Origin of the sequence: Spirosoma sp. KCTC 42546 (assembly GCF_006965485.1) — a bacterium.
Classification (GTDB): Bacteria; Bacteroidota; Bacteroidia; order Cytophagales; family Spirosomataceae; genus Spirosoma.
The window spans coordinates 6,557,116-6,582,271 of record NZ_CP041360.1; the positions used below are offsets into that span (position 1 = coordinate 6,557,116).

Annotated in this window: 22 protein-coding genes; 14 read left to right on the forward strand and 8 right to left on the reverse strand. The window is 47.6% G+C overall.

Features of this window, described 5'->3' with window-relative positions; genetic code table 11:
* Nucleotides 1-94: 94 nt before the first annotated feature.
* The 6 genes from EXU85_RS26920 to EXU85_RS26945 all read left to right on the forward strand — a co-directional run bounded on the left by EXU85_RS26920 (nucleotide 95) and on the right by EXU85_RS26945 (nucleotide 8,622).
* The gene (locus tag EXU85_RS26920) at nucleotides 95-1,336 is read left to right on the forward strand and encodes an MFS transporter (RefSeq protein ID WP_142775048.1); all 1,242 of its coding nucleotides are present in this window, start codon (nucleotides 95-97) and stop codon (nucleotides 1,334-1,336) included.
* A gap of 39 nt (nucleotides 1,337-1,375) precedes the next feature.
* Nucleotides 1,376-1,888 carry a hypothetical protein gene (locus EXU85_RS26925; protein WP_246859263.1) on the forward strand — a complete coding sequence of 171 codons (513 nt, stop codon included), beginning with the start codon at nucleotides 1,376-1,378 and terminating at the stop codon, nucleotides 1,886-1,888.
* Between the two features lie 264 nt (nucleotides 1,889-2,152).
* Nucleotides 2,153-2,845, forward strand: coding sequence for a response regulator transcription factor (locus EXU85_RS26930; RefSeq protein WP_142775049.1), 693 nt, complete (start codon nucleotides 2,153-2,155; stop codon nucleotides 2,843-2,845).
* Nucleotides 2,846-2,951: 106 nt separating this feature from the next.
* Entirely contained in the window at nucleotides 2,952-4,220 is a 1,269-nt protein-coding gene (locus tag EXU85_RS26935; RefSeq protein WP_142775050.1) for a TolC family protein, read from the forward strand.
* A gap of 91 nt (nucleotides 4,221-4,311) precedes the next feature.
* The gene (locus tag EXU85_RS26940) at nucleotides 4,312-5,391 is read left to right on the forward strand and encodes an efflux RND transporter periplasmic adaptor subunit (protein ID WP_142775051.1); all 1,080 of its coding nucleotides are present in this window, start codon (nucleotides 4,312-4,314) and stop codon (nucleotides 5,389-5,391) included.
* Between the two features lie 105 nt (nucleotides 5,392-5,496).
* On the forward strand, nucleotides 5,497-8,622 hold the full coding sequence (locus tag EXU85_RS26945) for an efflux RND transporter permease subunit (RefSeq protein ID WP_142775052.1): 3,126 nt from the start codon (nucleotides 5,497-5,499) through the stop codon (nucleotides 8,620-8,622).
* Between the two features lie 97 nt (nucleotides 8,623-8,719).
* On the opposite strand, the gene EXU85_RS26950 is transcribed toward EXU85_RS26945, so the two are convergent.
* On the reverse strand, nucleotides 8,720-9,862 hold the full coding sequence (locus EXU85_RS26950; protein ID WP_142775053.1) for a histidinol-phosphate transaminase: 1,143 nt from the start codon (nucleotides 9,860-9,862) through the stop codon (nucleotides 8,720-8,722).
* Nucleotides 9,863-10,265: 403 nt separating this feature from the next.
* Between EXU85_RS26950 and EXU85_RS26955 the strand changes: the two genes are divergently transcribed.
* Nucleotides 10,266-10,634 carry a hypothetical protein gene (locus tag EXU85_RS26955; protein WP_142775054.1) on the forward strand — a complete coding sequence of 123 codons (369 nt, stop codon included), beginning with the start codon at nucleotides 10,266-10,268 and terminating at the stop codon, nucleotides 10,632-10,634.
* On the opposite strand, the gene EXU85_RS26960 is transcribed toward EXU85_RS26955, so the two are convergent.
* Nucleotides 10,629-11,639: a glycosyltransferase family 9 protein gene (locus tag EXU85_RS26960; RefSeq protein ID WP_142775055.1), complete on the reverse strand. Its 1,011-nt coding sequence runs from the start codon at nucleotides 11,637-11,639 to the stop codon at nucleotides 10,629-10,631. The genes EXU85_RS26955 and EXU85_RS26960 overlap by 6 nt on opposite strands.
* A gap of 43 nt (nucleotides 11,640-11,682) precedes the next feature.
* On the opposite strand from EXU85_RS26960, the gene EXU85_RS26965 reads away from it, so the two are divergent.
* Both EXU85_RS26965 and EXU85_RS26970 read left to right on the forward strand, forming a co-directional pair.
* Nucleotides 11,683-12,918 carry a pitrilysin family protein gene (locus EXU85_RS26965; protein ID WP_142775056.1) on the forward strand — a complete coding sequence of 412 codons (1,236 nt, stop codon included), beginning with the start codon at nucleotides 11,683-11,685 and terminating at the stop codon, nucleotides 12,916-12,918.
* Between the two features lie 115 nt (nucleotides 12,919-13,033).
* Complete coding sequence (locus EXU85_RS26970) at nucleotides 13,034-13,360, forward strand: nucleotide pyrophosphohydrolase (protein WP_142775057.1); 327 nt, start codon at nucleotides 13,034-13,036, stop codon at nucleotides 13,358-13,360.
* A gap of 89 nt (nucleotides 13,361-13,449) precedes the next feature.
* Here EXU85_RS26970 and EXU85_RS26975 read toward each other — a convergent pair whose 3' ends face one another.
* The 3 genes from EXU85_RS26975 to bshA form a co-directional block, all read right to left on the reverse strand.
* Nucleotides 13,450-14,097 (reverse strand): sterol desaturase family protein, encoded by a 648-nt coding sequence (locus EXU85_RS26975; protein WP_142775058.1) that lies wholly within the window; start codon nucleotides 14,095-14,097, stop codon nucleotides 13,450-13,452.
* An 85-nt stretch (nucleotides 14,098-14,182) separates the two neighbouring features.
* Entirely contained in the window at nucleotides 14,183-15,520 is a 1,338-nt protein-coding gene (locus tag EXU85_RS26980) for an NAD(P)/FAD-dependent oxidoreductase (RefSeq protein WP_142775059.1), read from the reverse strand.
* Between the two features lie 155 nt (nucleotides 15,521-15,675).
* Nucleotides 15,676-16,815: an N-acetyl-alpha-D-glucosaminyl L-malate synthase BshA gene (bshA, locus tag EXU85_RS26985; RefSeq protein WP_142775060.1), complete on the reverse strand. Its 1,140-nt coding sequence runs from the start codon at nucleotides 16,813-16,815 to the stop codon at nucleotides 15,676-15,678.
* Between the two features lie 181 nt (nucleotides 16,816-16,996).
* On the opposite strand from bshA, the gene EXU85_RS26990 reads away from it, so the two are divergent.
* From EXU85_RS26990 to EXU85_RS27000, 3 genes are all read left to right on the forward strand, one after another.
* Nucleotides 16,997-17,872 carry a geranylgeranylglycerol-phosphate geranylgeranyltransferase gene (locus EXU85_RS26990; RefSeq protein ID WP_142775061.1) on the forward strand — a complete coding sequence of 292 codons (876 nt, stop codon included), beginning with the start codon at nucleotides 16,997-16,999 and terminating at the stop codon, nucleotides 17,870-17,872.
* Between the two features lie 173 nt (nucleotides 17,873-18,045).
* Complete coding sequence (locus EXU85_RS26995) at nucleotides 18,046-18,750, forward strand: hypothetical protein (RefSeq protein WP_142775062.1); 705 nt, start codon at nucleotides 18,046-18,048, stop codon at nucleotides 18,748-18,750.
* 156 nt (nucleotides 18,751-18,906) lie between these two features.
* The gene (locus tag EXU85_RS27000) at nucleotides 18,907-19,287 is read left to right on the forward strand and encodes a MerC domain-containing protein (protein WP_142775063.1); all 381 of its coding nucleotides are present in this window, start codon (nucleotides 18,907-18,909) and stop codon (nucleotides 19,285-19,287) included.
* Here the strand turns inward: EXU85_RS27000 and EXU85_RS27005 are convergent.
* The 3 genes from EXU85_RS27005 to EXU85_RS27015 all read right to left on the reverse strand — a co-directional run bounded on the left by EXU85_RS27005 (nucleotide 19,284) and on the right by EXU85_RS27015 (nucleotide 22,258).
* Nucleotides 19,284-20,390, reverse strand: a complete 1,107-nt coding sequence (locus EXU85_RS27005; protein ID WP_142775064.1) for a cytochrome-c peroxidase — start codon at nucleotides 20,388-20,390, stop codon at nucleotides 19,284-19,286. The genes EXU85_RS27000 and EXU85_RS27005 overlap by 4 nt on opposite strands.
* On the reverse strand, nucleotides 20,387-21,190 hold the full coding sequence (locus EXU85_RS27010; protein WP_142775065.1) for an MbnP family protein: 804 nt from the start codon (nucleotides 21,188-21,190) through the stop codon (nucleotides 20,387-20,389). The genes EXU85_RS27005 and EXU85_RS27010 overlap by 4 nt, the downstream gene beginning before the upstream one ends.
* A gap of 222 nt (nucleotides 21,191-21,412) precedes the next feature.
* Nucleotides 21,413-22,258: a sugar phosphate isomerase/epimerase gene (locus tag EXU85_RS27015; RefSeq protein WP_142775066.1), complete on the reverse strand. Its 846-nt coding sequence runs from the start codon at nucleotides 22,256-22,258 to the stop codon at nucleotides 21,413-21,415.
* 678 nt (nucleotides 22,259-22,936) lie between these two features.
* Between EXU85_RS27015 and EXU85_RS27020 the strand changes: the two genes are divergently transcribed.
* Entirely contained in the window at nucleotides 22,937-23,947 is a 1,011-nt protein-coding gene (locus tag EXU85_RS27020; protein ID WP_142775067.1) for a ScyD/ScyE family protein, read from the forward strand.
* A gap of 302 nt (nucleotides 23,948-24,249) precedes the next feature.
* Nucleotides 24,250-25,101, forward strand: a complete 852-nt coding sequence (locus EXU85_RS27025) for a helix-turn-helix domain-containing protein (protein ID WP_142775068.1) — start codon at nucleotides 24,250-24,252, stop codon at nucleotides 25,099-25,101.
* Nucleotides 25,102-25,156 lie beyond the last annotated feature (55 nt).

Below are 25,156 nucleotides of genomic sequence, written 5' to 3' on the forward strand. Positions count from 1 at the left end.
AAATAATGGCCAATTTATTTTTCCTGTTGTTTGCATCTTTTCATTCCCTTTCTTTGCTTCATCTAATCTTCCTGATTTCCCCTTCCTTCACTCTATGAAAGTCCGTTACCGTGTTCTCTCCGGTTTATTTCTGCTCTCAACCATTACCTACCTCGACCGCGTTTGCATGAACGTAGTGAGCAAATACGTTAAAGCGGACTTACATCTCGACAATCAGCAATTCGGCTGGATTCTGGGCGCGTTCTCCCTGTCGTACGCGTTGTTTGAAATACCAACGGGTTCACTCGGCGATAGCATTGGCCCCCGGCGGGTACTTACGCGGGTGGTGCTGTGGTGGTCGGGGTTTACGGCACTTACGGGCACGGCCTTTAATTTTTTGTACCTCCTGATTGTACGCTTTCTATTCGGTATTGGCGAGGCCGGTGCTTACCCAAATGCATCCATCGTTATTGCCCGCTGGTTTCCGGCCGTTGAAGTAGGCCGGGCGCAATCCGTAATCTGGGCTGCCGGTCGACTGGGTGGTGCCTTAACGCCTTTGCTGGTCATTCCGTTAGTACACTGGGCTGGCTGGCGCTGGGCGTTTGGATTGCTGGGCCTATTAGGTGTATTGTGGGCTATAATCTGGTACATCTGGTTTCGCGATGAACCCGCAGAAAAAGCAGGCATCAGTGAGGCCGAAGTGCAGGAAATTGAGCAGGGCCGACGGATCAAACAATCCGACCATCGAATTCCCTGGACAACCATTATCCGCAACCCCGATTTATGGGCCCTGATGCTGATGTGCCACCTGTTTTTCTATGGCTCGTACTTCTTCACGAACTGGTCGTCGGTTTATTTTCAGGAAGGGCGTGGTTTGAGCGAAGATCAAACCAAAAACTTCATCTCCTTCTCCTACTTCCTCGGCGCGGTAGGTTGCCTGGTCGGTGGTATACTCAGCGATTCGCTGACGAAACGATATGGGCTCAAAATTGGCCGTCGGGCGGTGGGCGTTGGTGGACTGGGGCTGTCGAGCCTGTTTTTCCTGCTGGCGGGGTTAACGACTGATAACGAGCTAGCGGGTTACCTGCTCGCCATATGCGTGCTCACGAAAGATCTGGCCTTGCCCGTGGCCTTTGCCGTGTGTGTCGACATTGGTCAGCGCAACGCGGGTACCGTAACGGGCTCCATGAATTTCGCAGGGCAGTTGGGAGGCTTTTTCATTACCATTCTGTTTGGTATTATTGTTGAGCAAACCAAGAACTTCAACTATCCCCTGTTCATGATTGCAGGCTGTTTGCTGGTGAGTGCGCTGCTGTGGTTGCGTATTGATCCCACAAAGCCGGTAACGATCAAGTAGTACAGCAAGGCTATCTGTTTAAACCATAGTGACATAAGCTTGACTTCTATAAATCAACTACTTCTACTTTTTGCTTTCATTGGCCTACTAGGTTGTGAGCCAGACGACAAGTTTACGGGTGTGGCCGCCGGAGCCAGGGGCCGCTATGTGGTTACAGCATACATTGTATCTGGTGATACCTTATTCTCATTATTGCCCGGTTCTACGGGTTATAAGCCTGGCATCAATAAGATTGGCATTACTAATTTCACGATAGCGATTGATGTTATTGAGTCAGATCAGCTAAGCATAAAAACCGTTTATTGGCGAAAGGGCTTACAATCTACATTCAGCAAAAAGGTAGTTGTCAGGCTAACCAACTACAACTACCAGTTTTCCCTTATCGAAACCAATCCTCCTTCCGCTTACGAAGGAAGTGTAGGTAGATTTTCAGGGTTCTTCTACGAGCGTACACTAGGTGGTGGGCTCTTGATACCCCTTGCCGATTCCTTAACGAATTCCAGTCAGTCACCTTCACAGGATGTTGTTATCATTGCGCAGCCAGTTAGGTGATCCATAAGCTGACTATTTTCAAGAAAGGACATGCGTTCATTAGTGTGCAGGCATAGTAAGATCACATTGACTCGGTATCTGTGCAGGTCTAAATGGTCTACTTTCCCTATTAGAAAATCCTTAAAAAGTCATTAGAAATCTTTAATCTGATTGTACCTGCCTGAATGATTAAGTAACTAGCGTTGAGTTAAGCGAGTAATCGCCTAACTAACTGTCTCATTTGTTAATCATTATTCCACTCGTGGATGCTGTTTCATAGCCTGCATGGAGAACATAGTAATCGTTGAAGACGACCGACGCATTGCACAGACTATTAGCCGGGGTCTCCAGGAAGAAGGCTATTCCACCGAAGTCGTTTACGAAGGTCACAATGGCCGGCAGGCTGCTCTGAAGGCTGGTGTTGACTTACTGATTTTAGACCTTAATCTGCCGGGCATCAATGGTTTCGAGGTATGCCGAAGCGTACGAATCGCTAAACCCCGCTTACCGATTATTATACTGTCGGCGCTGGGCGAAATAGAGGATAAGGAAGAAGGACTGGCCTTAGGCGCCGATGATTTCCTGGTGAAGCCGTTTGATTTTCGGGAGCTGATTGCTCGTGTAAAGACCTGTTTACGGCGATCAGCCATTATGGGCGGCACAATCATCGAAACAGAAAAGGTGTGGCAGGCCGCCAATTTAACAGTGAACACGGTCACCAAAGTTGTTCGGCGGGGCGAAGCCATAATCAATCTCACTGCTCGTGAATTTACCCTGCTGGAGTACTTAATACGCAACCAGGGGCGGGTTCTGAATAAATTAGACATCGCGGAGCAGGTGTGGTCCAGCAACTACGATTCAAATTCTACAGTTGTAGAAGTCTATATTAATTACCTCCGCAAAAAGATAGACCGTGACTTTACCCCCAAACTGATTCATACCCGACTTGGGTTGGGATACGTACTAAAGGAGGAGTAAGCCCTCTCTAATCTATTTCTAATTATTTTCTATAGGTATTATAAGTTTTCATTAAGCCTCCTGTAACCTGCCCAGCAGACCTTTGTAGCCGTACATCATTTAACGCATGCGGCTGCTTTTTTCACTGTTTTTTCTCGTAGTAGGTTTCCATTCTGTACTGGCGCAATCCGTTGCCAGCCAGGATTCCCTCCTGCTTACCCTTCAACAGGCCGACAGTCTGTTCGTAAAAAATAACGTACTTCTGTTAGCCGAACGATTTCGGGTCGACGCCAGTCAGGCGCAGATTTTACAAGCCAGCTTATATGATAACCCAACCGTAACGCTGGAGGTTAGTAGCTATAATAATGAAACCCGGCGGGTCCTGGATGTGGGTGGGCAAGGCCAGAAAACCGTTGCCATCCAGCAATTGCTGTACACGGCTGGCAAACGCAACAAACGAATCGCCTTAGCCTCAGAAGCTGCTCAACTGACTCAATTCGAATTATTGGATTTATTGAGGGGGCTTCGCTTTGACCTGCGCAGCCGCTTCTACTCCATTTATTTCCAGCAAAAAACACTGGCCCGATTTGATCAGCAACTGGCTACACTTCAAACCACTGTCGCGGCTTATGAAGTACAATATAACCGAAATAACGTATCGCTTCGTGAGTTGCTTCGGCTAAAAGCTCTGCTGTTTCAACTAAGCAATGACCGAACGGCTATACTGTTTCAACTGGCCGATGACCAACGTGCCTTACGAACGTTACTGTCAATTGATCAACCAATTAAACCAGTGGTGGCGGATGAAACGCTGGCGCGTTATCGTTTGCCCACCCAGACAGAAGACACACTCCAGCAACTGGCGGTTCGCAACCGTCCCGACCTGAAGGCCATAGAATCCCTCACCCGCCAGGCCGAACTGAATTACAATCTACAGAAAGCGTTAGCGGTGCCGGACATGCGCGTAGGCGGTACCTACGACCAGGCCGGAAGCTACATTCAGAATTACGTGGGTCTGTCCGTCTCAGCCGATATCCCTGTCTTCAACCGGAACCAGGGTGCTATTCGGGCGGCCCGCAGTCAGATTCAGCATCAGGGTCAGCTACAGCGGCAAAAAGCGATTCAGGTAGGCAATGAAGTGGCCACCGCCCTGCAAAAAGTACGGGAAGTGGAACGCCGGGTACAGTCTGTTGAACAGCCGTTTACCGACCAGTTCGACCAGTTGAACCGGGGTGTAGTTACCAGTTTTCAAAAGGGTAACATCACCCTCCTGGAGTTTGTCGATCTGATCGAAGCCTATAACGACAGCATCAGTCAACTCAATCGACTGAAAGCTGACCGCGTGAGCGCCTACGAGGAGCTCAATTACCTGGTTGGCGAAGACCTGTTTAGGTAGCCCCCGTTTGGTACCGGACGTCCTCGTCCGGGTGAATCAGCACTTAGTCTAACTCACACTTACAAAGCCGGGCGGCCCGCTCGCCACCAAAATGAAAATCAACATCTTAGCATTACTCAGCATCATAACGGCCGTTACCTCCTGCGGCCCTAAACCTACCCCGGAAGTAGCCGGGGCCTTTATGCTCTCCGATACGATGATGCACCGCATCCGGCTGGATAGTGCCACCATCCAGCCCATTCGAAGCGAGCTAACGCTGGTGGGCAAGGTGGTAGCCGACGAAAATCGGGTCATCAAGGTGTTCCCGCTGGTAGGTGGTAACGTGGAGGACGTGAAGGTGGAGTTGGGCGATTATGTCCACAAAGGGCAAACGCTGGCGTCTATCCGGTCGGGGGAGGTAGCGGATCTGGAACGCCAGGCGATTCAGGCGCAATCGGATCTGTTACTGGCCGAAAAAAACCTACGGGTAGCCCAGGATTTGTTTGAGACTAAACTTACCTCCCAACGCGAAGTAGTAGCCGCTCAGAAAGAGGTGGAAAAAGCGCAGGCAGAAGCCAACCGGGTAAAGGAGGTATCACAGATTTACGGTATTGGCAAATCGTCCATGTACACCGTAAAAGCGCCCATTGACGGCTATGTAATCGAAAAAAACATCAACCGCGATATGCAACTCCGCTCCGATAATGCAGATAATCTCTTTACCATTGGCCAGATCAGCCAGGTGTGGGTGCTGGCCAACGTCAACGAAAGCGATATCGGCCAGGTACGCACGGGTATGGAAGCCAGCGTGCAAACGCTGAGCTACCCCGACGAGAATTTCAGTGGGAAAGTCGATAAAATCTATACGGTACTGGACCCCAATACAAAGGCAATGACCATCCGGATTCGGCTCAACAACCAGGGCCTGAAACTCCGGCCAGAGATGCACGCTACCGTAACCCTGCGCTATGAAGACGGCGGTCAACTGGCTACTGTGCCCTCAGATGCGGTCATCTTCGATCGCTCCAAGCAGTACGTCATGGTCTTCCGAAGCCGATCAGATATTGAAACCCGCGAAGTGGATATCCTCAAATCGCTGGGCGACCGGGCCTACATCAAGCAGGGCATTAAAGCCGGCGAAAAAGTCATTTCCAAAAATCAGTTGCTGGTTTACAACGCACTTAATAATTAAAAAAGGAGAAAGGAGGAAAGGGAAGAGGGAAGAAAGGGATACAATACCAAAACTGTTTTCTCTTTTCCCTCCTCCCTTTCCTCCCTCCTCCCTTTCCTCCTTCTCATGAATAAATTCATCCGTAACCTGGTCGGCTTTTCGCTCAAGAACCGCTTCTTCATTTTCTTCATGACGGCGGTGCTGATCATTGCTGGTATTTTCAGCTATTTACGTACCCCGCTGGAAGCATTTCCTGATGTAACGAATACCCAGATTATTGTCGTGACGGAATGGAGTGGCCGTTCGGCCGAAGAAGTCGAGCGTTTCGTAACTGTACCGATTGAGGTGGCCATGAACTCTGTACAGCGGAAAAGTAACGTCCGCTCAACCACCATGTTCGGGCTATCGGTCATGAAAATTATCTTCGAGGATGGCGTCGAGGATTTTTTTGCCCGCCAGCAGGTAAATAACCTGTTGCGTAATGTGTCATTACCCGAGGGTGTCGATCCTGAAATACAGCCTCCTTATGGTCCAACGGGTGAAATTTTTCGCTACACACTCGAAAGCAAAAAACGCGATAGTCGAGAACTTCTTACGCTGCAAAACTGGGTTGTTGACCGCCAGTTACGGAGCGTACCGGGCGTGGCCGATGTTGTTGCCTTTGGGGGGCGCGATAAAATGTACGAGTTACGCGTTAACCCGACGCAGCTGACCAAATACGACATTACACCGTTGGAAGTGTATCAGGCCGTTACCCGCAGCAACATTAATGTGGGGGGGGATGTCATCGAGCGTAACGCGCAGGCTTACGTTGTTCGCGGGATTGGTCTATTAACATCCATTCAGGATATTGAGAACATTCTCATCGAGGAAGTGGGCGGTAATCCGGTACTGGTTAAAAACGTAGCGGAGGTCGCTGAATCGAACCTGCCGCGTGTTGGCCAGGTAGGCCTGGACACAAACGACGATGTGGTTGAAGGCATCGTGGTTATGCGGAAGGGCGAAAACCCCAGCGAAATTCTAGGCCGGGTAAAGGCTAAAATTGAGGAATTGAACACTCAGGTTCTCCCATCGGATGTCAAGATGGTCACCTTCTACGACCGGGATAACCTCATCGAATTCTGTACGCAGACTGTCCTGCATAACCTTACGGAGGGAATTGTACTGGTAACGGTCATCGTGTTTCTGTTCATGGCCGACTGGCGAACCACGCTGATCGTATCAATCATCATTCCCCTGGCACTCCTGTTTGCATTCATGTGCCTGAAACTACGGGGCATGTCGGCCAATTTGCTGTCCATGGGCGCGGTTGATTTTGGTATTATCATTGACGGGGCCGTAGTCATGGTCGAAGGCATCTTTGTCTCGCTGGATCATCTGGCGCATCGCGTCGGGATGGAACGTTACAACCGCATGGCCAAACTCGGGCTAATTCGGAAAACGGGTGGCGAGCTGGGGAAAGCCGTCTTTTTCTCCAAGCTGATAATTATTACCGCCTTGCTCCCCATTTTTTCCTTCGAGAAAGTAGAAGGGAAAATGTTCTCGCCCCTGGCCTGGACGCTAGGGTTCGCCTTGTTGGGAGCGCTCTTATTCACCCTCACGCTGGTGCCGGTATTGTGTTCAATGCTTCTTCGGAAAAACGTTCGGGAGAAAAATAACCCTATCGTCAATTTCTTTAACTGGATTGTCATGGCTGGTTTTGGCTGGTGCTATCGTCACCGTCGGATTAGTCTGGTTGGAGCCATTGCCTTCATGATGGCTACGTTTTTCTCTTCCAGCATGCTGGGAACCGAGTTTCTGCCTCAGCTAAACGAAGGGGCGCTTTGGGTAACCGCCGAATTGCCCATGAGTATGTCGCTACCCGAAAGCGTTGATATGGCCAAAACCATTCGCCGGGACCTAAACACCTTTCCTGAGGTCAAACAAGTGCTTTCGCAAGTGGGGCGCTCCAACGATGGTACAGACCCGAATGGTTTCTATTTCTGCCAGTTTCAGGTCGATCTGAAGCCTAAAGAAGAATGGCCCGAACGTCGGGCCGGGCGCAAGTTTACCACCGAGCAGTTGACTGATGAGATGGACGCCAAACTCAAGAACTACGCGGGTGTCCTGTACAACTACTCACAACCGATCATCGACAATGTAGCCGAAGCCGTAGCGGGGTACAAGGCCAGTAATGGCATCAAGATTTTTGGGCCGGATGTCTATGAACTGGAAAAGTACGCCAACCAGGCTATGGACGCCGTTCGGGACGTTGACGGAATTAAAGACTTAGGCATTATTCGAAATGTGGGCCAGCCTGAAATAAGTGTGCTGTTTCACGATCATAAAATGGCACTTTATGGCGTTTCGACCGCCGATGCCCAGGCGGTGATTGAGATGGCCATCGGCGGTAAAACGGCGTCGGTCCTGTACGAAGGCGAACGAAAGTTCGACATTCGGGTTCGGTTCCTGCCTGAGTATCGAAAAAGCGAAAACGACATTATGCGGTTGATGGTACCGACGATGAGTGGCGGAAAAATTCCACTAAAAGAGATCGCCACCATCCGGCAGATTACCGGCCCAGCATTCATTTACCGCGACTTAAACAAACGCTTCATTGGGGTAAAGTTTTCGGTACGTGGCCGTGATTTGGGCGGTACCATTGCCGAAGCACAGCAACGGGTCCTTCAAAAGCTTCAGACAGCCAAAGGGTATTCGGTGGAGTGGGTCGGCGAGTTTGAGAATCAGGTACGGGCCACCGAGCGGCTGGGCCAGGTTGTACCGATCAGTATTGCCGCTATTTTCGTTATCCTGTTTATCACGTTCGGCAACGCCAAAGATGCGGGTCTGGTCTTGTTTAATGTACCTTTTGCGCTCATTGGTGGTATTCTGGCGTTGCACGTAACGGGTATGAACTTCGGTATCTCGGCGGGTGTGGGCTTCATTGCCTTGTTTGGCATCTGCGTCCAGAATGGCGTTATCCTGATTTCGGTCTTTAACCAGAATCGAAAAGATCGAATGCCACTCGACGAGGCTATTCGAGAGGGTGTTCGATCCCGCATTCGGCCCGTGGTTATGACAGCGCTCATGGCGGCTATCGGCCTCCTGCCAGCCGCCGTCTCGACCGGCATTGGCTCCGAAACCCAAAAACCTCTGGCTATAGTCGTTATTGGCGGATTGATTACCGCAACCGTATTAACCCTGCTGATCTTCCCGATTATTTACCGGCTATTTAACCGGCACCACATACACCGGCTTAGCGACTTGGATTAAGCGGGATTAGCAAAAAATAAGTGGTGACATAGCATGTCACCACTTATTTTTTGCCTGTTAACCTACCTTCGTGGCTAGAAACCCACGCGACAAGGGCTTACGAAACCAATTTCAGGCCATCGGCAAATGCCTGCATCTGGGGCATGGTACCCAGCGACACGCGGCACCAGTACTGACCGTCGAATTTCCACTGCCGGATGCTTACCCCCTGCTCCATCATACGGGCTACGAAATCTTCGCCCTTCATCCGGATCGGGAACATCACGAAGTTAGCGCCCGATGGCAGCGGCTCGTAGTTATGCTGTTTCAGAACACCCAACAGATAATCTTTCGATTCCTGCGCCTTACCGAGCGAGTATTTGATAAAGTCTTTATCCTGCAAACTAACACTAGCAGCACGTAGGGTCGTTACACTGATACAGCCTCCACCCGTTGAGAATTTAGTGATCTGCTCCAGCAACTCAGGTTTTGCAATCATATAACCCGTCCGCAAACCAGCAAAGCCGTGTACTTTCGAGAACGTCTTGGTAATGATGACGTTGTAGCCCTTCTTCACCATATCCACCATCGTGTAAGCTTTCGGATCAGGCGTGTAGTCGATATACGCTTCATCGACCAGGATCGGGGTCTTGGTACCAACAGCTTCGCAGAAAGCACGAAGTTTAGCCGGATCGACCGTGATAGCTGTTGGGTTATTGGGATTACACATATAAACCATACCCGTCTGGCTACCTATGCGCTCGTTGAGCTTATTCAGGTTTATGTCGTACCCATCAGCCGCTACCAGTGGAACACGATCCATAGTGATACCATGTTTGATAGCTGCCCGTGGCAGTTGGTCAAAAGTTGGATCGGGAGCAACAATAGTACGGCCAGCGTTTGGCCGATAGGCAGCCCACAGGGAAGCGGCCGTCAGCAACTCGCCTGAACCGGCACCTAACAATACATAGTCTTCAGGAACACCTTCAGTATCGGCAACTAATTTGCGAAACTTTCGGGCCGACTCCATGGCGTAGAGATAGCCATCGGGAGCAGCCTCCGTAATGGTTTTAATCGCCTTGGGCGAAGGACCATACGGGTTTTCGTTCGCCGATAAACGAGCCTTCAGCACACCGTCTTTCGGCAGTTTGAAGCCTACTGGCATTTCGGGTTCTGGTTCACAGAATGCAGCAGGCGCAGCTGCCAAACTTAAGCCTGATAACACACTGGCCCGAAGCCAGTCACGACGATTGAGAGACATAAGCGAAGGTTATTTTTATCGCATGAACAAATGAACTGACGACTAGAATTTAAAGGAAGGAACGGCTTCCAGAAGCACTAGACAGGAAGTCGTAAATGATTATTTTGTTGTACTCTATCGAGTAGACCAAATATATGGCCCAAAATAACGTTTTCAAATTATATTTTAATATAATTGAGTAACTAGTAAAGAAAATTTTAATAAATATAAAATTCACCAAATAAAACTAAACTATTCAAAGTCAGATTAATCCTGTTGAACAATTTGCGTCAATTCCTTCACTTACATATTCCAGGCGCTTTAAAAATAGCCTTATGGAGCCGCAAAATCCATACCATGCCTTTCTCACAAAAAATAGTAACCAATTTTTCATTTTCCGTGAAATAGCCAGTAGATTTGGGGTATGAAAAATGAAGACCGGATTATAGAATTGTTAGCTGAAACGCTTCAGCGAATAGACCGTCATAATGAAGAAATTGCTCGCCTTAACAAAAAATTTGATCGGCATGCTGAGCAGTTTGACCAGCACAACGAGCTATTAGAATTGTATAGCGAGCGACTTGAACGTCAGCAGGAAGAAATAGGGGCCATAATAAGCCAAATTCAGAAGCATCAGGAACGCCTGGACAGACACGGGGAGGCATTCGGCTCCTTACGTGAGCGTACTGAATCCATTCATCAAAGTGCACTTGAACAGCAGAAAGCATATCAGGCAATGACCGAATTATTAATGCACCACAATCGCGCTCTGGTAGCCAAAGGAATTCTATAAATCCAGTTGCGCCAATTCCTCTACCCGAATACCCCAGGCGCACTTAAAATGACCGAGCGGGCACGCCTTCCGCCCATGCAGGTTACAGGGTTTACAGTCGAGCAGTTCCGGCGTTTGCACCACCCGCGATACATCAGCCAAAGGACCAAACCCAAACTCAGGTACCGTCGAACAGAAAATAGCCGTTGTCGGTGCGTTCATAGCTGAGCACAAATGTAAAGGGGCTGAATCGTTGACGTAGTTCATGACAGCGCCCTGCTGCAAAGCCGCCGATTTCAGTAAACTCAATTTACCCGCCAGATTAACCACCTCCGCTCGTTCACTCAACGTTTTTAGTATTTCACAGGCGGCCATATCGGTTGGTGCCCCCAATAAATAGATCGTGAGGTTTTTGGGTAAAGACTTTATCAATTCTACCCATCGCTCAGTCGGGTATTGTTTGGTAAACCAGACCGACATTGGGGCCATGCACACATAGGACTGACTTTGGTAGCCTTTCACAGCTGTATAATCGGCAACGGACGGGTAGAGCTTAGGTCGATGCCGGGGAGGCTCTGCTATTCCTAGTACTGGTAACATTCCGGCATTGCGATCAACCTCATGAACACCCGGCTCAAACCGGTGATCAACCTGATGCGTAAAAAATCGTGCGAATGGATTTTTAGTAAAACCAATGGTAACCTTCGCTCCCGAAAAAGCCGTCAGTAGCCCCATGGTGCCATAGCGTTGCAGATTCAGAACCGCATCGTATTTCCGTTCGCGCACGGTTCGTAATAACCGCCATAAATCCCGATATTTGGTACCCTTTTTCTGCCAAACCAGCACGTCGGTCAAAAACGGATGATTAGCGAGCAGACTCTCATTTCCCTGACGAACCAGCACATCCAGTATAGCATCGGGCCGGGCTTCGTGAAGTTGTTCAAGCAATGCCGTAGCCAGAATCACGTCGCCGATGAAAGCGGTTTGGATAATCAGGAACCGGGGCGGTTTGGTTGCGGTTATCATGAGTACGCTCAATACGTCGTTACGACTGCGTAAATAAATAAGAATGGAAGATTACGAAGTTTATACTCTGCCCAACGGAATTCGGATTGCGCACAAACAAATACCCCATACGCAGATTGCCCATTGTGGCATTATGCTCGACATCGGTAGCCGCGACGAACAGCCTCACCAGCAGGGACTAGCCCATTTCTGGGAGCATATGGCTTTCAAAGGTACGGAGAAACGAAAATCGTACCACATTATCACTCGACTGGAAAATATTGGTGGCGAATTAAATGCCTATACCACAAAAGAGAAGGTTTGCTTTCACGCATCTGTTTTAGACGCTCATTTTGACAAAGCGGCTGAACTACTGGCCGATATTACCTTTCACTCGGTCTTTCCCGAAAAGCAGATCGAGCGGGAACGTGGGGTTATTCTGGAAGAAATGGCGATGTATTATGACTCGCCCGAAGATGCTATTCAGGACGATTTCGATGAATTAGTCTTCCCGAACCATGCACTGGGTGGAAATATACTCGGTACCGCCGAAACGGTTGGCTCCTTTGGACGCGAAGATCTGCAACGATTTATTGCCGAGAATTACGACACCAGCCGGATTGTGTTTGCCTCCGTCAGCAAATTGCCGTTTAAGCAAGTGGTGAAAGTGGCCGAAAAATATTTCCAGGACGTTCCTGCGCAGCACTCGGCCCGGCAGCGCAAAAAACCAACGGATTACGTGCCACGCCAAACGCGTGTCGAGCGCCCCATTACGCAGGCGCAATGTGCCCTCGGTCGTCCTGCTTACGGATTGACCGACCCCAGACGGCTTCCTTTTTTTATGCTCATCAATCTACTGGGTGGACCGGGCATGAACTCCCGACTGAACCTAAATCTGCGCGAAAAATATGGTCTGGTGTATTCAATTGATGCCAGCTATACGCCTTATTTAGACACCGGTTTTCTGGGTATCTACTTTGGCACCGATCCTAAAAAAGTAGATAAGGCACAGTCGTTAATTATGAAGGAGTTGAAACGCCTGCGCGAACAGCCGCTGACAACCCTGCAACTTCACCAAACGAAAGAGCAATTGATTGGTCAATTGGCGATGGCCGAGGAGAGTAACAACAGCTTTATGCTAATGATGGCCAAAAGCTTGCTGGATATTAATCGCGTTGAATCGTTAAATGACATTTTCAACGACATTAAAGCTGTCACAGCAGAACAACTGCAAACGCTGGCTCAGGAGTCGTTTGATGAGAGCCAGTTCAGTACATTGACGTTTATACCTGAAAAATAGTTTGTAGTTTGAGGTTTGATGTCTGAAGTTGGCTGGCTCGTCTGTATTCACGAGCCAGCCAACTTCAGACATCAAACCTCAAACTACAAACCGCACCGGCGGACCAGCTCTACTTATGACTATAAAAGACGCCCAAACCACTGTTGACGACTGGATCAAAACTGTTGGGGTCCGGTATTTCAACGAACTGACCAATATGGCCCAGCTAACAGAGGAAGTTGGTGAGGTAGCCCGCATCATTGCTCGGCGTTATGGCGAACAGTCCGAAAAAGAATCAGATAAAAACAAAGATCTGGGCGATGAACTGGCTGATGTACTTTGGGTGCTTATCTGCCTGGCTAACCAGACCGGCGTTGACCTGACGGACGCGTTTCAGAAAAATCTGGATAAGAAGAATGGGCGGGATGCCACCCGGCATTTGAACAATGAGAAATTGAAGTAACCTGTACCCGCGGACTCAAGCCCGTGGGTATACCAAAAATCCCCGCTGAAACCAGTTTCAGCGGGGATTTTTGTTGGAAGGAAAGTCAATTATTTCTGAAACGATCCAAAGATATAATCCCAGAACGGCGACGATACACCGTAATTGCTTTCTGGATTCTTATAGTGGTGAACACTGTGGTTTACCCAAAGCTGCTTGAAAAAGTTCTTCGGTGGCGCATACGCATGCACAATGAAGTGCGTCGCTAAATAGCCCGAATAACCGACTAAAAAGCCCGGAAAGAACGCATAGGCCGATTCTCCCATCAGTAAAAAGAAAACGCCAAAGAAGAAAGCAGCTACGAAAATAGCCAGTGCGGGCGGCATAGCTAAGCGCGTTTTGTCTTTTGGATACTCATGGTGAATACCGTGAAACGTGTACTGGATTTTGGCACGCTGAGGAGTGCTCGGCGTCAAATGATACAGGTAACGGTGCAGAATGTATTCAAACAACGTGAATCCAAACAAACCCGCTACAAATAATAACCCAATGGTTCCATTGCTCATATTGGTATACGTAAAGGCATACCAACCCAAAAACGCCGACAAAATAAGCCACATGGAAATAGGAACCATGATGTGTGTCCGCGACAAAGCCTCTAGAATCGGGTTATCAAATAATTTTTTGGTGCCGCTATTTTTAGGCCGGGTTTTGCCATGACCGGCCATAGTATGCAGCTTTTCAGTAGTAGATTCCATAAGTTGTACTCAATTAGTAGTGCGAAATTACAACGAAAATTAATTCTATAGACGTAGATAGTAAATTCAGTTTACTATATTTTACTTACGTCTTACTAACCTCTAGCTGATCAGAAAGTTTCTCCTGCATCGCTTTCACATCACCTTTAGGCAGTTTTGGTCGGATAATCAACCGAAGTGAGTTACTATAGGTTACGTAATTAGCCATCCAGTTCAGGAAAATTGCTAATCTATTTTTAACGCCAACAATAGACATCAAGTGAACAAATAACCACGTAAGCCAGGCAAAAAATCCCTGAAACTTCAAAAATGGCAGATCAACTACGGCCAACCCACGGCCAATGGTAGCCATTGTGCCTAAATCCCGATACGTAAACTCCTCTGGCTGTTCGTTACGCACCCAGTGGATGAAATTTTTGGCTAGTTGGCCTCCCTGTTGAATAGCAGGCTGTGCTACCTGAGGGTGTCCGTTCGGCCATTTTTCTTCTGCCATCATTGCTACATCGCCAATAGCAAATATATCCGTAAAGCCCTGCACCTGGCTGTAACGATTTACGATTATGCGTCCTCCACGACCAATTACTTCCGCTGGCAAACCCGCTAATGGATTAGCCTTCACACCAGCCGCCCAGATCAGGTTGTTCGTACGAAGTGTCGATCCGTCATTCATGGTAACCAGGCGTCCGTCAAAATCCTTCACCCTGGTATTCAACCGAACAGTAACACCTAGCTTCTGCAAATAGGCCAATGAATGCTCCTGCGACTGAACCGACATAGGACCCAGCAGTTCAGCGCCCGATTCGATGAGGTAAATGTCCATCATCTTGAAATCCAGCTCAGGATAATCTTTTGGCAGAACGGTTTTGCGCATCTCGGCCAGCGTACCACAAAGTTCAACGCCCGTTGGTCCTCCCCCAACAACAACCACATCCATTAATCCCTCGCGCTCATCCTGTGTTTCAACACTCAGGGCATCTTCAAAATTCTGAAGCATCCGATTTCGCAAAGCGATGGCTTCTGAGACCGATTTCATCGGCAGTGCTTTTTCAATGATGTTTTGCTGGTTGAAAAAATTGGTATCGGCACCAGTAGCCATCACTAAATAATCGTACGTAATCGGTCCTAACTCCGTATCAACTGCTTTATCAGCCGTGCGAACACCCGTAACGTTGGTTACACGAATGTGTACATTTTTGCAATCGCCAAATACGGCCCGTAACGGAAACAGAATAGAGTTTGCCTCTAATCCAGCAGTAGCAACCTGATAATAAAGCGGTTGAAACTCATGGTAATTCTGCTTATTGATCAGGACTACCTGAAACTCCTTTCGACGCGATAGCTTACGGGCCAGTTTCAGGCCACCAAAACCAGCTCCGACAATAACTACGCGTTTGCGGTCGGTTTGAGGTATGTTTGGGTTCATTCAACTTTATGATTTACACCGGGCCGTTGATGATCGGCCGTTGTTGCGCGGTGTGCATTTTTAGTAATGAGCCTTTCCCCGACAAGATTCGGCAAAAACTGACTGTAAAAGGCTGACAATTGTAACATTAAAGACTGATATTTGTTAGGATCAGGTTATGAGACTACCGGTTGCGCGGCTTGCAGCACCCGCTCATAATGGGCTTCGTAGAGGGGCAAGATACGCGATAACTCGAATTCTTTAGCCCTTGCCAGTGCATTTTCTTTGAACGTAGGCAAGTTAGCGTCATCTAACACATAGAGTGCGTTTTTGACCATATCGTCAACATCGCCCACTGGACTCAGGAAGCCCGTAACCCCCTGAATGTTCAACTCAGGCAGTCCACCCGCATTTGATGTAATAAGTGGCACCTCACAGGCGAGTGCTTCAAGTGCTGCCAGGCCAAAGCTCTCATTTTCGGATGGCATAATAAACAGGTCGGCAACCGACAGCACTTCTTCAACCGCATCCAGCTTACCAAGAAACCGGACCTGATCGTAGATAGCCAGATCGCGAACGAGCCGCTCGATACGGGCCCGTTCGGGACCATCTCCTACCAGCAGAAGTTTGGCAGGTGTTTGCTGCTGAATATGATAAAAAGCCATTACGGCATCGTCGATGCGTTTTACCCGCCGGAAGTTTGATGTATGTACAATCAACTTTTCGCCGTTAGGACAAATGGCTTTTTTGAAATGTTCCTTCTGCTGACGTTTGAAACGGCTCAGATCAATGAAGTTCGGAATCACTTCAATTTCGCGATGAACCTTAAAATGCTTATAGGTATCCTGGCGCAAATTCTCGGATACGGCCGTAACTCCATCCGACTCGTTGATACTGAACGTAACAACCGGTTCGTAGGAGGCATCTTTGCCTACCAGCGTTATATCGGTACCATGCAAGGTTGTTACAACGGGTACATTTCTGCCCTGCGAACGCAAGATCATCTTTGCCATATACGCAGCCGATGCGTGCGGAATAGCATAGTGAACATGCAGTAAATCAACGTCTTCATTCAATACCACATTGACCATTGCACTGGCCAGGGCCGATTCATAGGGAGCGTACTGAAAGAGTGGATACGAAGGTATATTTACTTCATGGTAAAAGACATTTTCATTAAAAAAATCGAGTCGGGGAGGCTGCTGATAAGTAATAAAATGAATTTGATGGCCATTTTTGGCCAAGCCCTTACCGAGTTCGGTAGCCACTACACCACTGCCCCCAAAAGTCGGGTAGCACACAATGCCAATTTTCATGCGTGAGAGAACGAGTTTGTACCTCAACAACAAAAGGGAGTAAAAAGAATCCCGAAGCACGTGCAGTAAGTAAAGTATGTGGAGTAAGTTGACCGGTTCTACTCACGCTATATACTTCACCGACTACACACACTTCACTTACTGCACTTATTACACTATTTTTACAGAAAATTCCACCCCAATGGTTGCACGCCAGTCAATGACTTTTTCGGCATTTACATCCGGTTTCCTGCGGCTTATTCGGGTGCAGAATCTGCTGATTGTAGTGCTGACCCTATTACTGGCACGGCTATTTTTAGTAGGACCGCGGCAGGACAGTCTGCGCCTTTTAGTTGATAATGGTATCTGGCTCCTTGCCTTCTCAACAGTCTGTATCGCAGCTGCCGGTTATATCATTAATGACTATTTCGATGTAAAGATCGACCTGATTAATAAACCCGAACGAGTCATTATTGGGCGCTACCTGAAACGTAGGGTTGCCATGGGTATACATCAAGCCTTAAATGTAATAGGCTGTCTAATTGGACTTTACTTGAGTAAGTGGGTCTTTTTAGCCGATGTGCTGGCGGTGTCGTTATTGTGGTTTTATTCGGCCAATTTCAAACGACAACCGCTTATTGGCAATATTGTCGTTTCGCTGCTAACGGCGCTCTCATTTATTGTGCTGGCTATTTATTACCGGCACAACACTACTATGCTGCTCATCTATGCCCTGTTCTCGTTTGGCATTTCGCTCATTCGCGAGATCATCAAAGATATGCAGGATATTCGGGGCGATGCCCGTTTTGGTTGTCGGACAATACCTATTGTGTGGGGATTACGTCGGACTAAATATCTACTCTACGTTTTGATCGGGGTATTTGTCTGTACGCTTTTCTTTTTTGCTGGTTCATTACACAATAGCCGACTCATTAGTATCTTCCTGTTACTCCTTCTACCTATCGGGTGGCTCATTTACCGGCTCGTACTGGCCGACACCCGACGCGAATTCGGTTATCTTAGCAACCTCTGTAAACTCATCATGCTGTTAGGGGTAATGAGTATGATATGGACGTAAGGGGAAGGGGATGTAGGATATATGATGTATGAATTATAGCCAGAAATACATCCTACATCCTACATCCTACATCCTACATCCTATATCCCCTTCCCGTTCCCTCAAGAATTTAGACGCTGACATAAATTAAAATTTACCTTTAGTTTCATATAAACCACTTATCGTTTGTTCGTATGAAAACGTTTGTTTTTTCGTTGCTCGCTGCTGTGTTCACAATCAGCCACACTCAGGCTCAGGATTGTCTGGGTATGACGTTTAAAACGGGTATGAACTTTGAACTTACTCACTTTAATGCGAAAGAAAAGCCCATTGGGAAGGTGCTTTATCAGGTCAAAGATGTTCATAAAGAAGGGAGTTCAACCGTAATGGACATTTCGGCACAGTTCGAGAATGATAAAGGCAAACAACAACCTCCTTATCTTATTCATTACACCTGCACAGGTACCGAACTGGTTGCGGATATGGCAGGGATGATGCAGGCTATGCAGGCAGGGGCCATGAAAGACATGGAAATGAAGCTGAAAGCCAATAAGCTCGTTTATCCAGGTAAATTAAGCGTAGGACAGAAACTAAGTGATGGACAGATGGAGGCCGAAATGAGCAGTGGTGGTGGAGGCCCCATGGCGACTATGAACATGACAATGGCGAATCGGCAGGTAGAAGGCAAGGAGTCAATTACAACACCCGCTGGCACCTTCGATACCTACAAAATCTCGTCGGATGTTAATTTCGAGAATCGGGTTATGGGCATACCTATTCGAAATACGATGCGTGTTGTTACGTACCGAACCGATAACCAGCTGTTTGATATAAAATCGGAATCCTACAACAAGAATGGCAAGCTTATGGGCTACTCGCTGCTGACAAAAGCGAACTGACAAAAAGATATATGATATAGGATGTATGCTATATGCAATCAACTCTACACCCTATATCATATATCATACATCCTATATCAATTCGCAACTTTGTTGCAAAAAAGTGGGTTAACCTAAAGAATCAATGCCCAAGGCATTGTACTTTTGCGCTTGCTCATGAAAACAGATAGTCTCTCTCGTAAAGCGGATTATATTGGTATTACCGGTTCGGTGTTGTGTATTATCCACTGCCTTATTACACCGGTTTTACTGTTAACGACCTCTGTACTACAGGATTCAACCCTTCGTATTGGCTATCTGAGCCTCGATTACGTCTTTATTGGAGTCAACATGGTAGCCGTCTATTTCGCTACCCGGCACTACGCTCCAAAAGCGATCAAGATGGCTCTTTGGGGATTTCTGAGCCTATTCAGTATCGCATTGCTTCTGGAAGAAACCGCTCCCGTTTTTGAATACCTCGCCTACGCATCATCGGCGGGTTTAGTAATCACTCACTTGCTCAACATCCGGCAACATAGAGTGAGTCACACGCATTAGTTCGCGCTAAACGCCCGATTAGTCATAAACGTGTTGTCTGTTAAGGTTAGCAGAAAGGCGATTACCTGCTTCTTTTCCGTATCAGTCAGGACAATACCGGGCTGCCCATTCGCTTTAAGGGCAGGGTCGAGCGTTGGGCTGTCTTTAACCCCAGTTCGGTAATGGTCAATCACCTGTTCCAGCGTTGCGAAACGTCCATCGTGCATATACGGAAACGTTTTCTCTACATTTCGCAGACTCGGCACCCTGAATTTCAGACGATCAGCGTCATTAAGGGTTATGGTGTAGCGCCCCTGATCGTTAATAGCACCAACAGGAAGACCGTTATTCCGGTAACTCTTATCCGTAAATAAATCGGTTGCATGGCAGGTTGTGCACTTCTGCTGGAATAGGGCTAAGCCCGCCAGTTCATCAGATGACAAATCGCCCCCGCTCTCTTTCCGAACGTATTTATCATAGCGCGAATCGGCAGAGACGAGCGTCAGTAAAAATTGCGAGATCGCTTTCAGGAAACGAGCTGTTGTTACGGTGTCGGAACCGAAAGCAGCTTTAAACATGGGCGTATATTTGGGGCTTTTCTGAATGCGATTGAGCGCATCCGAAAATTTCAAATCCATCTCAACGACATTTTGAATGGGTGAAATAGCCAATTCGTCCAGATTCGTTACGCCCCCGTCCCAGAAAAACTCACGATCCCACCCTAAGTTTTGCAATCCCGGCACGTTACGCGTCCCGAATTTACCGCCAATCCCATGACTCAACGGATGATCGGAATGCCCGAAGCCAGCAAACTGCTGATGACAGAACCCGCAGCTAATGGTGGTGTCGCGCGACAGCATCGGCTCATAAAACAACGCTTTCCCTAACGCAACTCCCTCGACTGTGAGCGGATTTTGGGTCAAATCGTAAAGTTTAGTTGGGAAATTAGCGGGTTGCCGAAGGGTGACCGGCGTTGTTTGGTAGTCAATGCCACCACCCGGATTTGTTGGACCAGGATCCGGGTCAGGATCTTTCTGCGTTTGGCAGGCAATGACCAACGCAAGCAGAAGTCCGCTGACCACCAGCCCAATACGCTTTGCCGATATGGTAGTTTGTGGCATCATGGATTGGCGAGAACCCGGTCGTAACTAAACATCTGGACATAATTGTCGGCAATGCTGGTTGAAAAGGGCTCAAACATAACCGACGGATTTTGGGCAATACTCAATTTCGTTGGGCCATCGAATATCTTCATTACGTCTGTAGCAATCCGAATTGATGGTGTAGAGCCTGTCTGTACAGTAGCAACGCTGTTCGTAAATGGTAGCGTTACATTGCGCAGGTTATTAATCTTAACGTTGGATCGGCCAAAGCCACCAATATGATAAAAGAAGGCATTATTTTGTAAGACTGGTGCTACGGTTGATGTGCCTTCCAGTTTCATAAAAATATAGCCTGAATTCCAATCCCAATACATTCCATTATTGAGTGCAGGATCAAGCACCCCGGTTCGCTTACTAATATCGGCCATGCTGCGTAGGCTGTCTACTCCAATCAGAAAGGTCATGGCCGTGTAATCTCCCGTAGGCACGTTCGATAAAGTGATCGTTTGCGATGCTGGCTTTTCTTCCTGAATCAGAAAATAGCTGCTATCCTGCGGCACCACATAGTCACTACCGTCTTGTTTGCGGAGACGGATATTGCTCACAAAATAATTGAATTTCGTCACGGCAAAGGACTCACCGGATGCATTCTGATACGAGCCCGTTCCCAGTTTTAGATCTGAGGCACCCACTGTATTATCGAATACGATACGCATCTTGCCGGTAGAGACCGGGTCAGTGTCTGGGTCTTTTGTATCGCAGGAAAGAACAAGGAAGCCTATAAACAGTACGGCCAATAATCCAACAGTAGTCGTTTTCATAGTGCAGTCGGTATCACTATTACAGAAAGATACACTACTCTGTAACGAAAACAGAGCCTAAAATCATCTAGGCTCTGGATTAAATCTGTATTATGAAGACTACTTTTCCAAAATGGATTCTATTGATTCGAATAGATTCTCTTGAGTTTATTCTGATTAAATCAGTAGTTGATCAGGCAACAAACGCTAGCGAATCAATAGGATCTGGATTTGCCACTTACTTTACAAACTCTTTAAATAGGCAATGCTCTTTGGCACTTGTTGTTCAACTGCTTTACTCTCATCTTCAATATAGAAGTGGTCGATAGACGTCTTACGAGCGGCTTTCAGGACGGCGGGCCAGTCGATTTGCCCCGTTCCTAATACAACCGAATTCTCGTTAGGCATACCGCCTTTATCGCTATGCGGAACGCCTTTCTCCACATCTTTCAGGTGAATAAGCCGGAAGCGCTTGGGGTATTTGGTCAGCAAAGCGGCTGGGTCCTGCCCTGGTAAGAACGTCCAGGTTACGTCCATTTCATAGCCCACGTATTCTGGGTTGGTTTCCTTCACCAGATAGTCGAACAGGGTGCCGTTCTCATAGGGTTGAAACTCAAACCCATGATTATGGTAGCAGAACATCATGCCTTTAGCGTGCGCCAGTTTTCCGAAGCGGTTAAATACTTCGGCTGCTTTCTGCATCATTTCCAACGTGGCTGCGCTCTTATGCGGAATTGAACCAATGCGTATGTATTTAACTCCCAGAGCCTGGGCATTTTGCAGAATTGAATCCGGTTTTTGATCAATGGCATCATAACTAACGCCATAACTGCTGCAATGCAAGCCGCGCTGATCGAGGAGAGCCCGTAATTCGGGAGCTGTTTTCCCAAACAGGCTTGAAAATTCGATATCCGTAATTCCCCAGGCTTTAATCTTATCCAAGGTTCTCGGAACATCTTTACTGAAACTATCCCGCATTGTATACGAGACAATACCAGGTGTTTTCTGAACCAGTTTACCAAAAGGCTGCGCCTGTACAGCCGATGTTCCGGCCAGAAGCGCTATCAAAAATAAGGTTGTACGTTTCATGCTGAAAATAAATTAATGAACTCTTGTTAACGACAATGTAAGTTGATTGTGTTTCGCGAAAAAGCAAAGCGGACACTCGCCAAAAGAAACTGATGTGCTTATTAGTTCACGACCATAAACGCCACAATCCGCAACTTGATACATCCATAAGGAGTGAATGTTAGAGTTTCTACTTTATTGGGCACGCCGACTCTATCAGATGTTCGTTCCATGGGACCAAAGGAGCGCGACTGACGATATAGAGCATGGAGTGGCTTTTGTTGTTCCTGAACTGAAGCAGCTGTCACGGTCCGTAATCAACCCTACTATATAGCCGTGAAGCGCCCTTTATTCGTAGCCTCCTATCTAGCTATGATCGTTTACTACTCCACAAAAAAATCAGCCGCTTACTCAGTAAATCAAGCCGTTAACTCAATATCATCCCTATTTTTCTGTTCAATCTTGTACGTTTGAAACCTTAATAAAGAGCAAGGCAATCCTGGCCCATGAGTAGTCATTTTCGCCATTTTCGAACGAAACAACCTGTGCACGTTTACTTGATTGACCCCCATAAATTTTCCTGACTCTCTGGACAAATCCAGTAACCGACTATCCACTCCACTCTTAAGATTCATCATACATCGACGCTACTATCCTCCCTTTCCATTTATCTATTAGTTCCATCAAAAAACAATGATTATGAATTACAAACTACCTCTTTTAAGCTGTGTATTAACGGGATTGCTGGTTACTAGCTGCCAGGATCACCGAATCCCAGTTCCAGAATCAATCAAAGTAACCACATTGGCTACGGGTTTAGCTTCCCCAATTGGAGTCGATCTGGATGCCAGTGGCCGCGCCTGGGTAACGGAGGCCGGGACAGGAAACAACGACGGAAAGGTATCCATGATTACGTCGGATGGCAAAGTATACCCGGTTATTACAGGTTTTGATTCGCAGGTGTTTCAGCCAGGCGAACTGGATGGCTTGAACCATCTACTGTTTGCCGATGGTGTGCTGTACATACTCGGTTCGCAAAGCCGCTTGTATATTGCCAATGTAGCCTCGTTTAAACCCGGCGATGCTCCCCTGCTGGCAAAAAATCTTACGCTGGAAGACAAGAAGCAGTTTATCCTCGACTACGTGTTTCCAACTGGTCAGGATACGGAAGACACGCACTTATATAACATGAGCGTTGGCCCAAATGGCGATCTCTATTTTGCCGATGCCGCTGCCAATGCCATTGTCCGCCGAACCAAAGCGGGTGTATGGAGTATATTTGCCAATATCCCAAGACTGCCCAATCCAACCCCGGTGGGCCCTCCGTTTATTGACTCGGTACCAACGGGCGTTGTGTTCGACGGGCAGAAATTCCTGGTCAGTACGCTGGTTGGCTTTCCTTTCCCAGTAGGTGCCTCAACCATTTATCAAATCACTCAGGCTGGTGTTGTTTCTGTTTATAAGCCCGGCTTTACCAGTTTAGTCGATATCAATCTGGATACAAACCTGGGCGGTCTTGTACTACAACATGGTGTATTTGGTCCTCAGGGATTCGGAGCTAAAACGGGTGTGTTAACGCAGGTAACCAGCGCTGGAAATTCAATACTAGCCTCTGGGTTAAACCTGCCTACCGACGCTAAATCAGTAGACGCTCACACGATCTATGTCACTAGTTTAGGGGATGGGGCTTTATTGAAAATTACGTACTAATTAGTTTCTGGAACTCTACCCTGTTCATCAAACAGGTATTTCAGCGTAACCCTTCTTTTCTGCCAGGTTTAGTCATCGACTTACCAGGCTGAAAAGAAGGGTTACTCTTTATTATAGTCTAACAGACAGGTGGTTTTTGCACGACCTACACCTAGGCCCGTATATATTTACTGGTTACTAAACGGGTTTCGCCCACTAAAGTGACAATCGCTACAGTCAGGCAAGCTTGCTCAATCTTAGTTGCCTATCAAAAAATAAGTATATTCATTTTTAGAAAGTTGAGAAATTAGCTCGCCATTCCTATGGTCTTCTTTCGTGAATACGCTCCGCATCCGGCCCTGAAGTCTTTTGTCCGGCATTACTGGATCATCCATATCCAGCTTGACCCAAGAATTCCAGGCGAGCAATTACCCAAAAAGCCCTACCCACCCAGCACAGAGCAGTGCCTGTACTTTTACCCCTATGATTTACCACACAGCGTAAAAGCAGGCAATCAGAATCCTGAGGGTGCTACATCGGGTATCATAGTTGGCCAGGCACTTACCCGAATGAATATTACCATCAATCCAAACTATCTGATGCTGAAAGTCAGCTTTCAGCCGGGTAGCCTGTTTCGGTTACTGGGCGTACCAATGAATCTATTAGTCGACGACCACGCCGATCTGGAAGCGATTACGGGCAAAGCGATAAAGGAACTCTATGAACGATTACCACAGGCAACAGACTACACAACGATGATTCGGCTTGTCGAAGAATTTCTCTTAAAAAAAGCCGCTCAATGCCGTCAGCCAGTGTTACCAATTGATAGAGTTGCCCAACAGATGCTTACTCCGGCAGCTTACCACCAACTCGACCAGTTGGCTCACGATGCCTGCCTGAGTATGCGCCAGTTCGAGCGCAAGTTTCGCGAACGGGTTGGCGTTAGTCCTAAGCTCTTCACCCGCATTGCCCGGTTCAGGCAAGCCTATAAACTCCGCGAAGTCGACCCAACCCGCTCCTGGCTCGACATTGCCTATGGCTGTCATTACTACGACCCAAATCATTTAGTCAAAGACTTTCAGCAGTTTGCAGGCACAAGTCCAGGCCAATTATTTGAGGAGGAGTTGGCTCATCAGCAACGAATCGAGCGCTTTCATAAGCGCGGGCACCGATAGTAAAGTTGTCGTTTTTTTACTATGCTCTTCGTATACGCTTTGCTCAATTTTGCTC

Bases quoted from the DNA above. Each gene is read 5' to 3' on its own strand.
- EXU85_RS26920 (WP_142775048.1), top strand. From the start codon at position 95: ATGAAAGTCCGTTACCGTGTTCTCTCCGGTTTATTTCTGCTCTCAACC.
- EXU85_RS26930 (WP_142775049.1), top strand. From the start codon at position 2,153: ATGGAGAACATAGTAATCGTTGAAGACGACCGACGCATTGCACAGACT.
- EXU85_RS26935 (WP_142775050.1), top strand. From the start codon at position 2,952: ATGCGGCTGCTTTTTTCACTGTTTTTTCTCGTAGTAGGTTTCCATTCT.
- EXU85_RS26940 (WP_142775051.1), top strand. From the start codon at position 4,312: ATGAAAATCAACATCTTAGCATTACTCAGCATCATAACGGCCGTTACC.
- EXU85_RS26945 (WP_142775052.1), top strand. From the start codon at position 5,497: ATGAATAAATTCATCCGTAACCTGGTCGGCTTTTCGCTCAAGAACCGC.
- EXU85_RS26950 (WP_142775053.1), bottom strand. From the start codon at position 9,862: ATGTCTCTCAATCGTCGTGACTGGCTTCGGGCCAGTGTGTTATCAGGC.
- EXU85_RS26955 (WP_142775054.1), top strand. From the start codon at position 10,266: ATGAAAAATGAAGACCGGATTATAGAATTGTTAGCTGAAACGCTTCAG.
- EXU85_RS26960 (WP_142775055.1), bottom strand. From the start codon at position 11,639: ATGATAACCGCAACCAAACCGCCCCGGTTCCTGATTATCCAAACCGCT.
- EXU85_RS26965 (WP_142775056.1), top strand. From the start codon at position 11,683: ATGGAAGATTACGAAGTTTATACTCTGCCCAACGGAATTCGGATTGCG.
- EXU85_RS26970 (WP_142775057.1), top strand. From the start codon at position 13,034: ATGACTATAAAAGACGCCCAAACCACTGTTGACGACTGGATCAAAACT.
- EXU85_RS26975 (WP_142775058.1), bottom strand. From the start codon at position 14,097: ATGGAATCTACTACTGAAAAGCTGCATACTATGGCCGGTCATGGCAAA.
- EXU85_RS26980 (WP_142775059.1), bottom strand. From the start codon at position 15,520: ATGAACCCAAACATACCTCAAACCGACCGCAAACGCGTAGTTATTGTC.
- bshA (WP_142775060.1), bottom strand. From the start codon at position 16,815: ATGAAAATTGGCATTGTGTGCTACCCGACTTTTGGGGGCAGTGGTGTA.
- EXU85_RS26990 (WP_142775061.1), top strand. From the start codon at position 16,997: ATGGTTGCACGCCAGTCAATGACTTTTTCGGCATTTACATCCGGTTTC.
- EXU85_RS26995 (WP_142775062.1), top strand. From the start codon at position 18,046: ATGAAAACGTTTGTTTTTTCGTTGCTCGCTGCTGTGTTCACAATCAGC.
- EXU85_RS27000 (WP_142775063.1), top strand. From the start codon at position 18,907: ATGAAAACAGATAGTCTCTCTCGTAAAGCGGATTATATTGGTATTACC.
- EXU85_RS27005 (WP_142775064.1), bottom strand. From the start codon at position 20,390: ATGATGCCACAAACTACCATATCGGCAAAGCGTATTGGGCTGGTGGTC.
- EXU85_RS27010 (WP_142775065.1), bottom strand. From the start codon at position 21,190: ATGAAAACGACTACTGTTGGATTATTGGCCGTACTGTTTATAGGCTTC.
- EXU85_RS27015 (WP_142775066.1), bottom strand. From the start codon at position 22,258: ATGAAACGTACAACCTTATTTTTGATAGCGCTTCTGGCCGGAACATCG.
- EXU85_RS27020 (WP_142775067.1), top strand. From the start codon at position 22,937: ATGAATTACAAACTACCTCTTTTAAGCTGTGTATTAACGGGATTGCTG.
- EXU85_RS27025 (WP_142775068.1), top strand. From the start codon at position 24,250: ATGGTCTTCTTTCGTGAATACGCTCCGCATCCGGCCCTGAAGTCTTTT.